This window comes from Fulvivirga sp., assembly GCF_040220315.1.
GTDB lineage: Bacteria > Bacteroidota > Bacteroidia > Cytophagales > Cyclobacteriaceae > Fulvivirga.
Window position 1 is genome coordinate 1 of record NZ_JAVJUY010000400.1, and the last position, 10915, is coordinate 10915.

Sequence of the window (10915 nt, forward strand, 5' to 3'; positions counted from 1 at the left end):
ATGAGGGCAAGGGTGAACAAATTAAGTTTCATCTTTTGTGCGTTTATTTTTGTCTAAGACACTCCTTCACGCGAAAAGGTTGGAATTGTAACTGTCGTTATCGCTGTAGTTGTTTCACTGTTTTGGTAGAACCATCGGGGCTCCAGCCGGGCTCTCCAAAAGTATACATAAATGCCTCATACGCACTGTTCGATTTCTTAATGTCGCGCCAAATGTTGGCATACTCGTGAGATACAATGACTAAAGGATTATAAGATTCAGGGTCATGAACTACACCATACTCAATTTCAACATTCTCATCCAGCTCTTTCCAGGTTCCGAAGAGTTTATCAAAAATGTTTAAATAGCCTCCATGGTTTTTGTCAAGGTATTCTAAATTTTTAGCATGGTGCACCTGATGTTGTGTATGTGTATTCAGAAATTTTTCTAAAAAGCCCAGTTTAGGAACAAACTGAGTATGCAACTGAAATTGCCATAACGCTTCAATCCCTAAACATACCAATACCATTTCCGGATGGAAGCCAATAGCAGGCAACCACATGTAAAAAAGTGGCTTATATAAAAGGGTGAACCATCCATTTCTCAGACCTGTACCGAAATTGAAGTTTTTGGATGAATGGTGTACGATATGTGCCGCCCACATAAACCGCACAGTGTGATTAAAGCGGTGCAGCCAATAATATGTAAAGTCATCTAAAAACTGGCATATCAGCCAGATATACCAAGCCCAGCCGAACGACTCATAACCCATAATATTGGTTCGCACGCCATTTACTTCAGGGTTAAAAAGCTCGTACACTACATAAAAAATGGTAGCCGCAGAAATGAGTTTAATTAGTGGGCCGATTAAAACTGACCCTAAGCCCATCGCTGAACTTGCCAGCAGGTCTTTCCACTGATATAGCTTTTTATCGTGAGTGTGACTATACGTAAGTTCTACTAAAACCAGAACTATGAATAAAGGAACACCCCAAACTAACGGATTGACAAATTCAAGATTCAAATTAGACTTTTATAATGATGGCTGATTTAATACACAATACTACGCACCGTAAGCTCATTAACACAATAAAGCATGAATAGTTATAGGATCAAAAGATTGTGTCTGCTTTATTATTGGCTATTCTAGTGAGGCCAGATTGATCACTTAAAAGTTGAGTTTAAACCTTATATAACTGTATGATAACAACTAGCAAACCAACGCTGAAATGCCGATTAACACTACAACAAAAAAAGAATGCGCATTGTGGAGTACGAAGAACTTATTGGCAACCCTGACTATATCTTGATGGACTCCCCTATGGCCAAAGCCTTGTTAGACAAAAGAGTAGTTGATGAAGCCATTGTAAAACCCCCGGCCGCTGAGTTCGTGTGGAAGATTAGAGGGATTGAGTATGGGAGATGAGAACAATACTGTACAAAATCATTCGTAAAGTTAATCACTGATATGTGAAACTCTACACTTAATTACATCATTTTGACAATATAATATTTAATAATTTATCGAAAATCGACAGTAGTCAGTATCTTAAACTCTTATTAGAATTGTTGAGAACAGGATGACCGAAGAAAAAAGAAAACTAGAGCAGCAGCTATGGAATATAGCTGATACCCTTAGAGGGAAGATGGATGCCGATGATTTTAGGGATTATATTCTAGGATTTATATTTTACAAATACCTCAGCCGTAGCATGGAGTTATATGCTAATGAAATACTTAAGAGGGACGGCTTTACCTATGATCAGTTAGATGAAAACTCAAAAGAACATCAGCCATATTTAGATGCTGTAAAAGATATGGCACTAGAGGCCAGAGGGTATTTCCTCAAACCTTCAGAATTGTTCCATGAGCTGGCTAAAAGAGGCAATGGGGAAGGTAAAAGCAAGTTTATATTGGATGATCTTACCAAAGTGCTTAACCACATAGAGCAAAGTACGATGGGTACAGAAAGTGAGGAGGAGTTTGTAAACCTCTTTGAAGACTTAGACCTGACCTCCTCAAAGCTCGGTAAGACTGTTGATGCTAAGAATGAATTAATTGTGAAAGTAATGACTCATTTAGATGCCATTGACTTTCATTTGGAAGATACGGAGGCCGATGTATTAGGTGATGCCTACGAATACCTCATAGGTAAGTTTGCCAGTGGTGCTGGTAAGAAAGCGGGTGAGTTCTATACCCCTCAGCAAGTAAGTGCTGTATTAGCAGGCATTGTTACGGATGGTAAAAAACGACTAAAAAGTGTCTATGATCCCACATGTGGATCTGGGTCTTTGTTACTTAGGGTAGCTAAAAATGTGATAGAAGTAGGTAAGTTCTACGGACAAGAGATGAACCCTACTACCTTCAACTTATGCCGCATGAATATGATCATGCATAGGCAACACTACCGCAAGTTTGATATTAAAAATGATAATACCTTAGAGCATCCACAGCATATTGACATGCGCTTTGAGGCCATTGTAGCCAATCCACCGTTCTCTGCCAACTGGAACCCCAATGCCGTGATTAATGACGACCGTTTCTCTGCTTATGGTAAACTGGCACCAAGTAGTAAGGCTGACTTTGCTTTTGTGCAACACATGGTACATCAGCTAGCTGATGATGGCATTATGGCCTGTGTATTACCGCATGGGGTTTTGTTTCGTGGAGCAGCTGAAGGGCATATTAGAGAGTATTTGATTAAAGACCGCAATTACCTGGATGCGGTGATTGGCTTGCCTGCTAACATCTTCTACGGCACAAGTATACCGACTTGCATTTTGGTTTTGAGGAAGAAGCGCCAGAATCCTGACAATATCTTGTTTATAGATGCAAGCCAACATTTTGAAAAGGTGAAGACCCAAAACTACTTGCGTGAAGAGGATATTGAAAAAATTCTCACCACCTACCGAGATCGCAAGACAGAAGATAAATACAGCTATGTAGCCAGCTTGGAAGAAATAGCTGAGAATGATTATAACCTCAACATCCCCCGTTATGTAGATACGTTTGAAGAAGAAGAACCGGTGGATATAGAAGCAGTGGCAAACGAACTTCAAAACCTTGAAAAGGAAATGCAGGCTACTGATGAGCTAATAAGAAATTATTGCAATGAACTGGGAATAAAAAGTCCGTTTTAATGCAGGGGTTTATGTACATATTGCTGTGTAGCGATGGCAGCTACTACACAGGAAGCACTAAAGATTTGGAGATCAGGTTGGAGCAACATCAGTCCGGCAAAGGTGCAAAACACACCAAAAAAAGGCTTCCTGTAAAACTGGTGTATTATGAACGCTACCCCAGAATCGACTGGGCTTTTGAACGTGAAAAACAAGTGCAAGGCTGGAGCAGAAAGAAAAAAGAGGCATTGATTAATGATGAACATCATAAGCTGCCAGAGTTGGCCATCGCTTATCGCGATCTGAGCCCTGAGGCAAACCTGAGCCCTGAGGTGGAAGCTGAGGAACTCGAAGTTCTCGAAGGGCGGCTTACTAACAACGATCCCGAAATGTTGTCTTCGAGAGCCTCAGACAACAAAGCAAAACTGAGCCCTGAGGTCCTCGAAGGGCGGCTTACTAAGGCAGATCCCGAAACGCTAGCTTCGAGAGCCTCAGCCAGCGAACAGAGAGCCTCAGACAACAACGCAAATCTGAGGGCTGAGGCACTCGAAGCCCGTATTTCCAAAGACAACAACCCCAAACCCCCTCAACCATGACCACCACAGTAGATAAAAAACAGGTGAAAAGGGTTCCTAAATTGAGGTTTAAAGGTCATGACGAAGTCTGGTTTAAAAGAAAGATTAATGAGCTTCTGAAAATTGGATCTGGTAGAGATTATAAGCATTTGAAGAGTGGTGATATACCAGTGTTCGGAACTGGTGGATTGATGACCAAAGTAAACGAAGCATTATACGAAGGTGAAACAGTATTTATTGGAAGGAAGGGTTCAATAGATAAACCATTCTATTTTAATGGAAAATTCTGGACTGTTGATACTCTTTTTTATACTCATTCATTCAAAGAATGCGAACCTTACTTCATTTACAATATCTTCCAAAAAGTTAATTGGTACAAACATAATGAGGCGTCAGGTGTTCCAAGTCTTTCAAAAAAAACAATTGAATCAATTGTAACATTTGTACCCTCCCTCCCGGAGCAGAAAAAAATAGCTGATTTCCTTAGTGCTGTCGATACAAAAATCCAACAACTAACCCGCAAAAAGGAGCTGCTGGAGCAGTACAAAAAAGGCGTGATGCAAAAGCTCTTCTCCCAAGAAATCCGCTTTAAGGATGAGAATGGTAATGACTTTCCCGAGTGGGAGGAAAAGAGGTTGGGTAATATATCAATTATTGAAGGGGGTGGCACACCAGAAACGAATATAAATGAGTATTGGAATGGTGATATCAATTGGTTTACACCAACAGAAATAAGACAAAGAACAGTAAAGGACAGCGAAAGGAAAATAACCAATCTGGGTTTGTTAAAATCCTCGGCAAAACTTCTTCCGATTGGTACAATTCTCTTTACTAGTCGAGCCACTATAGCTGAGGTGAGCTTTGCATTAAAGGAATCAACAACGAATCAAGGATTTCAATCGATAATAGTTAGCGATAAAAATGATTCAAATTTTGTATACTATTTGATAAAGAATAATAAGAAAGTATTTATTCGAAAGTCGCAGGGTTCTACATTCTTGGAGATTAGTAAAAAGGAAATGTCTAAAATTAGATTTAATATTCCTTCCAAAGAGGAACAGGTTAAAATAGGCAATTATCTTTCTTCTATTGATGATAAAATTGAGAAGGTAAACCAACAAATAACCCAAACCCAAACCTTTAAAAAAGGGCTGTTGCAGCAGATGTTTGTATGAAAGATATGCGCATGTATTTCCTAAATATTGTCAAAATGCGCACGTATTTCTTGACATGCGCCTGTTTTTCTCACCATTTTGAGTGTCACTTAGCTTTTACAACCTGCTTTTCCTGCATATGAATATTTTAAACCTGTTTTTCCATCGCAAAACCTGTTTTTCCATTACCTATAAACCCATTTTTCCAACTAAAACAATATTTATACCTATATTTCCGAAGATATACCCATTTTTACACTACATTTAGGGAAAATGTTTTTTTAGCAAAACCAATGAACAGCAATCGTTTTTCGCTTAGAGTAACTGTTTTACACGGAAGACAAGCCCCTGAGGAGGCCACATTAGTGGGTTATGGTGCTATCATAGAAAAGCTCCAATTGGCCATGCCTTTACCGGAGCAATTGTCCCTTGTAAGTGACAAAAGACGAAGCTATAGTGAGCATCATTGGCGGGTGTTCTCATCAAGAAATGCTTTTGATGACACCTTATACAAGCATTTGATATTCGCATTAAAATATGAAGGCTTAAACCTTTTGTTCTTTAAGAAGCTGTTTGATAAACTATCTGAGAAGGAGGTATTATCAATTCTACAATTGGAACCAACAGGTCAATACAGCCGTAAAATCTGGTTTCTTTATGAATGGCTAATGCAAAAACAATTGGCTATTCAGGATTTAACCATTAAAAATTACGTTCCTCTAATAGATGAAAAGGTACAGTATGCTATAGAAGGGAAAAGCTCACCAAGGCATCGTATTGTCAACAATTTACCCGGAACAATTAATTATTGTCCATTAATTCGGAAATCGGTAAAATTAGAAAAATTCATTTCCGAGAATTATGCTAAAAAAACAGAAGGCTATTTGAATGGCTTGCGAAAAGATATACTCCAAAGAACGTCCGCATTCTTACTTCTAAAAGATTCAAAGGCTTCATTTACAATTGAAGGTGAAAGTCCGAAAAGTAAACGAGCAGCCAGATGGGGAAGCGCCATTGGGCAGGCAGGCACTAAGGATTTGTCTGAAAAAGAATTACTCAGATTACAACAAATCGTCATTGAAAGTGCACGATTTATTGAAATGGGTTTTCGTAAAAAAGGAGGTTTTATTGGTGAACATGACCGATCATCAGCCGAACCAATTCCCGAACACATTTCTGCCAGATGGGAAGACCTGGATAAATTGATCACAGGACTGTTAAATACTAATGATTTACTTTTAAAAAGTGAAATGAATGCTGTACTCGCAGCTACCATAATCGCATTTGGTTTTGTATTTATTCACCCCTTTGAAGACGGCAATGGAAGAATTCACCGCTACTTAATCCATCATGTTCTTGCTAAAAAGAGGTTCTCCCAACAAGGGATGATATTCCCCATATCCTCATCCATTTTAGACCATATAGGTGATTACAGACTAGTTTTAGAAGCATATTCACAGCCCTTACTAGACTTTATTGAATGGGAAGAAACAGAAGATCATAACGTAAAAGTATTGAACGATACTTTCGATTACTACCGCTTTTTTGATGCAACCAAACAAGCCGAATTTCTCTATGATTGTGTTAAGGATACAATAGAAAACATTATTCCAAAGGAAGTAGATTACTTAACTAACTATGATGAGTTTAAAAGGTATCTTGATGATGAATATGAAATGCCGGACAAACTAGTTTCATTATTAGTAAGGTTTCTCGATCAAAATGATGGAAAACTTTCAAAGAGAGCAAGAGATGAAGAGTTTGCCTCCCTTACAGAATCAGAAGTATTGGACATTGAATCAAATTATAAATCTATTTTCAGAGACAAATAATGACCACTCAGCCAGAAGCTATATTAGAAAATAACTTCATCAAACAGCTCACTGAGTTGGGGTATGGTCGTGTAGCTATTCCTGATGTTTCGGCCTTATTATCAAATCTAAAAACGCAGTTAGAGTCATTTAATAAAATACGGCTTAGTGATAAAGAGTTTGCGCAAGTCCTAAATCACTTGGCTAAAGGCAATGTATTTGAGAAGGCTAAAACGCTCAGAGATCGATATGCATTAACCAAAGAAGATGGAGACACTATCTACCTTCAATTTTTTGATAGTGAGCAGCGAGATCGAAATATTTTTCAGGTTACCAATCAGGTAACTCAAGAGGGTACTTACAAGAACCGTTATGATGTAACCATACTCATTAATGGTCTCCCATTGGTTCAGGTAGAACTGAAACGTAGGGGTATAGAAATGAAGGAGGCTTTCAATCAGATCAACCGCTATCAGCGTCAATCATTTTGGAGTAATAATGGTCTATTCCAATATGTACAGCTCTTCATAATTAGTAATGGCGTAAACACTAAGTACCTGGCGAATAACAGACTTGAGACCTATAAGCAGACCTTCTTCTGGGCTGAGCCTAATAATAAACGAGTAAGTGAGCTACCAGCTTTTACAGATACTTTTCTATCCAAAGACCATTTGAGTAACATGATTGCCCATTATGTAGTCATGAATGAGACGCATAAGATTATGATGGTATTGAGGCCTTATCAATACTATGCGGTGGAGGCCATTATTAATCATGTAAAAACCACCACAGATAACGGCTACATTTGGCATACTACAGGTTCAGGCAAAACCCTTACTTCCTTTAAGGCTAGCCAGATAGTAATGGACTTACCTGAGGTGCATAAGGTAGTGTTTGTGGTAGATCGTAAGGATTTGGATTACCAAACCATGAATGAGTTTAACAGCTTCAAAAAAGGCAGTGTAGACGTGACGGACAATACCTCCTCTCTGGTTAAACAATTCACTGATGATACGAAGCTGGTGCTCACTACCATTCAGAAATTGAACAATGCGATATCTAAAACCAGGTACGAAAAACAACTGGATAAGCTTAGAGATAAGCGGGTGGTTTTCATTTTCGATGAGTGCCATCGCAGCCAGTTTGGAGACACACATCAACGCATTGTAAACTACTTTAAAAACAGTCAATTGTTTGGCTTCACTGGTACCCCAATCTTTGCTGAAAATGCTGCTAAGAACAACTTAGGTAAGCGCACCACCAAAGACCTATTTGGGGAGTGTTTACACAAGTATGTTATCACAGATGCTATCAGAGATCAGAACGTACTAAAGTTTGGTGTAGAGTATGTCGGTAAGTACAAACAAAAAGGAAATACCCTCATAGATATTGAGGTCGAGGACATTGATAAATCAGAGGTAATCGACTCACCCGAACGTCTGGAGAAGATAGTGGATTATGTCATAGACTATCATCCTACCAAAACACATAAAAAGGCCTTCTCTTCTATTTTTGCTGTCAGTGGAATACCAAACCTCATTACCTATTACGATCTATTTAAAAAGAAAAAGGAAGAGGGTAAACATGACCTGAGAGTAGCCACTATTTTTACCTATGGAGTAAATGAAGATGATCCTGATGCAACGGGCATGTTACCAGGAGATGAGGAGTTATCCATGGCAGCGGAACCAAAGGCCAAATACATCAATAGTCACACAAGAGATAAGCTGGAGGAGTTTATTTCAGACTATAATGCGATGTATGAAACCAAGTTTACCACCAAAGACAGCCAGCAGTTTGAGAACTATTACAAAGACATTAGTAAGCGTTTAAAGAACCGTGAAAAAGAAGACTTTCCGGATAGTGATAGATTAGATATTCTACTCGTAGTAAACATGTTTTTAACGGGGTTTGATGCCAAGATGGTCAATACCCTTTATGTAGATAAGAACCTTCGTTATCACGGTCTCATACAGGCTTATTCCCGCACCAACAGGATCATCAATGAGACTAAGTCTCAAGGAAATATATTGGCCTTCAGAAACCTTAAAAAGGCTACTGATGATGCCATTACTTTGTTCTCTAATAAAGAGGCAATTGAGGAGATCATTCTACCACCTTATGAAGATATAGTAAGGAAGTTCAGCAATGCATTTGCCGACTTGCTCAAGGTAGCACCAACTGTTGGAAGTGTAGATGATCTACTCACAGAGGAGGATGAAATGGCCTTTGTGCAAGCCTTTAGAGCCTTAATGAGGGTGAAGAATGTACTGACCTCATTCACAGACTTTAGCTGGGATGATTTGCCCATGACGGAGCAGGCTTTTGAAGATTATAAAAGCAAGTACCTTGACCTGTATGATAAGGTGAAAAGTGATACGGCTAAGCAAAAGGAATCCATACTTAATGATGTAGATTTTGAGCTGGAGCTAATCCATAGAGATGAGATCAATGTGAGCTATATCATTAGGTTACTAGCCAAACTTAAAGCAGCCAAGACAAGTGAAGCTGAGAAGCAGAAGAAACAGATTCTGGATATGCTCAGCAATGAGATGGAGTTGAGAAGCAAACGTGAGTTGATTGAGAAGTTTATCGAAGAACACCTTCCAAAGATTGCCAATGCAGATATGATTTCAGATGAGTTTGAGAAGTACTGGCAAGATCAGAAGGTTTTGGCCTTAGACAAGCTCTGTGAGGAGGAGCATTTGGATAAAGAACAATTTAAAGCATTAATAGATACCTACATCTACAGCGAACAAGAACCCCTTAGAGATGATGTTTTCAAGTGCTTGGACAATCGCCCTAGCGTACTACAGGCAAGAGCAATAGGCGAACGCATCATCTCAAAAATGAAGGAATTTGTTCAGGTATTTGTAATGGGTATGACGGGGTAGTCTATTTTTTAAAATCTTCCCCCTATTCCTCCAAAAGCTCATCCAACAAACTAGTAATAGCCGAAGCGATATCTTCTGAAGGGTTAAAGCCTTCGTGTTTCATGCGCATGTTGCCTTTTTTATCGATAATCACCAGTGCAGGCACACCGGTAAATTTAAATGATTGGTGCATGGTGCCGCCTTCATCAAAACCAAAGGTGAAGCCTCGACCTCTTTTTTCTGAAAAGGCCCGTACTTTTTCAATGGTGTCGCCACCTTGCGCAGTGCTCACTACATAAAATTTTACCTCGCTGTACTTTTCCCTGATAGGTTCCAGCTCCTTTAACTCTTTAATACATGGTTTGCACCACGTACCGAAAAAGTCGAGCACCACAACCTGCCCTTGCAGTTGTTCTTTTGTAATTACATGGCCGCCCAAATCAGTGAACTGAAAGTCTGGTGCGGGCTGGTCTATCACTTTTACTAACTGGTTTTGTACTAGCGTTGGAATAATTTTAAAACTGCCAACCGCCAAGGCAACCACTAAGAAATAGACTGCTAGTTGTTTGAGTTTGCTTGTGCCATTCGCGTTTACCCAATAGCCGAGGAAGTTTACCATCACCACTAAGGGTATGAGAAAGTATAAATCGGGCAATTCGCCAAGTAATAAATACAGAAAGAGCATGGGGCTTATAACACCAGCACAGATAGCCACCATTGGCTTTTCGGACTTTGAGAAAATGAAATAGCCTAATCCAAAATAGTAGCCGGTGAGTAGCAGTACCATCCAACGAAGGTCAAGTGTAACGAAGTACAGAAAAAGGGCAGTCACTACAACTCCCAACAACCCCAGGAGGAATGACTTGAGCGATAACATTACTATTTTCTTGTTCATACAGCAAGTATGGTTGAAAATGAACCTTTAAAAGTACGTGTGCGTGTGTCCGGACTATTTTTTTTGGGTGTGCGATCTGAATTCTTTGGGTGTCATCCCTGTGGTGCGCTTAAAAATCTCGTTGAAGGTAGATTTGGAGCTGAAACCGGAATCATACATCACTTCATTAATGCGCTTTTCAGAAGTGCTAAATTTTTTAAGAAGTTGCTTGGCCTCTTCTACCCTGTAGGTATTCACAAACTCGTAAAAATTCATTTTTAGCTGGTCGTTAATAAGCTGTGATAATTCTCGTGGATTCATTTCCAGGCGGTCGGCCAGATCCGATAAGTTCAACTCAAAATCTAAATATGGTTTTTCTGTTGCCATATACTGCTTTATCTGGTGGGCTTTTTCAGCCAGATCAACTTCTTGTGTTTTACTAGTTGCATATTTCTGCGTTTTAGTTCTGGCGACATATTCATTAAAAATTTCAGGATAACTCAATCCACGGAAGTAAATAAAATTAACAG

The 10915-nt window shown here is 39.3% G+C and carries 9 protein-coding genes; 6 read left to right on the forward strand and 3 right to left on the reverse strand.

Features of this window, described 5'->3' with window-relative positions; genetic code table 11:
• Nucleotides 1-97: 97 nt before the first annotated feature.
• A complete protein-coding gene (locus RLO81_RS20530) occupies nucleotides 98-1003 on the reverse strand; it encodes a sterol desaturase family protein (protein ID WP_350116383.1) in 906 nt (301 codons plus the stop codon).
• Between the two features lie 234 nt (nucleotides 1004-1237).
• On the opposite strand from RLO81_RS20530, the gene RLO81_RS20535 reads away from it, so the two are divergent.
• The 6 genes from RLO81_RS20535 (at nucleotide 1238) to RLO81_RS20560 (ending at nucleotide 9532) form a co-directional block, all read left to right on the forward strand.
• The gene (locus tag RLO81_RS20535) at nucleotides 1238-1405 is read left to right on the forward strand and encodes a GreA/GreB family elongation factor (protein ID WP_350116385.1); all 168 of its coding nucleotides are present in this window, start codon (nucleotides 1238-1240) and stop codon (nucleotides 1403-1405) included.
• 154 nt (nucleotides 1406-1559) lie between these two features.
• Nucleotides 1560-3119 (forward strand): type I restriction-modification system subunit M, encoded by a 1560-nt coding sequence (locus RLO81_RS20540; RefSeq protein ID WP_350116387.1) that lies wholly within the window; start codon nucleotides 1560-1562, stop codon nucleotides 3117-3119.
• An 11-nt stretch (nucleotides 3120-3130) separates the two neighbouring features.
• Nucleotides 3131-3694: a GIY-YIG nuclease family protein gene (locus RLO81_RS20545; RefSeq protein WP_350116389.1), complete on the forward strand. Its 564-nt coding sequence runs from the start codon at nucleotides 3131-3133 to the stop codon at nucleotides 3692-3694.
• Entirely contained in the window at nucleotides 3691-4848 is a 1158-nt protein-coding gene (locus RLO81_RS20550; RefSeq protein ID WP_350116391.1) for a restriction endonuclease subunit S, read from the forward strand. The genes RLO81_RS20545 and RLO81_RS20550 overlap by 4 nt, the downstream gene beginning before the upstream one ends.
• Before the next feature lie 272 nt (nucleotides 4849-5120).
• A complete protein-coding gene (locus tag RLO81_RS20555; RefSeq protein WP_350116393.1) occupies nucleotides 5121-6659 on the forward strand; it encodes a Fic family protein in 1539 nt (512 codons plus the stop codon).
• Nucleotides 6659-9532, forward strand: coding sequence for a type I restriction endonuclease subunit R (locus RLO81_RS20560; RefSeq protein WP_350116395.1), 2874 nt, complete (start codon nucleotides 6659-6661; stop codon nucleotides 9530-9532). Before RLO81_RS20555 ends, RLO81_RS20560 begins: the two co-directional genes overlap by 1 nt.
• Before the next feature lie 22 nt (nucleotides 9533-9554).
• Here the strand turns inward: RLO81_RS20560 and RLO81_RS20565 are convergent, their stop codons facing one another.
• Together RLO81_RS20565 and RLO81_RS20570 are read right to left on the reverse strand one after the other, a co-directional pair.
• Nucleotides 9555-10406, reverse strand: a complete 852-nt coding sequence (locus RLO81_RS20565) for a TlpA family protein disulfide reductase (protein WP_350116397.1) — start codon at nucleotides 10404-10406, stop codon at nucleotides 9555-9557.
• Between the two features lie 54 nt (nucleotides 10407-10460).
• On the reverse strand, nucleotides 10461-10915 hold a 455-nt coding region (locus tag RLO81_RS20570; RefSeq protein WP_350116399.1), incomplete at its 5' end, for a helix-turn-helix domain-containing protein.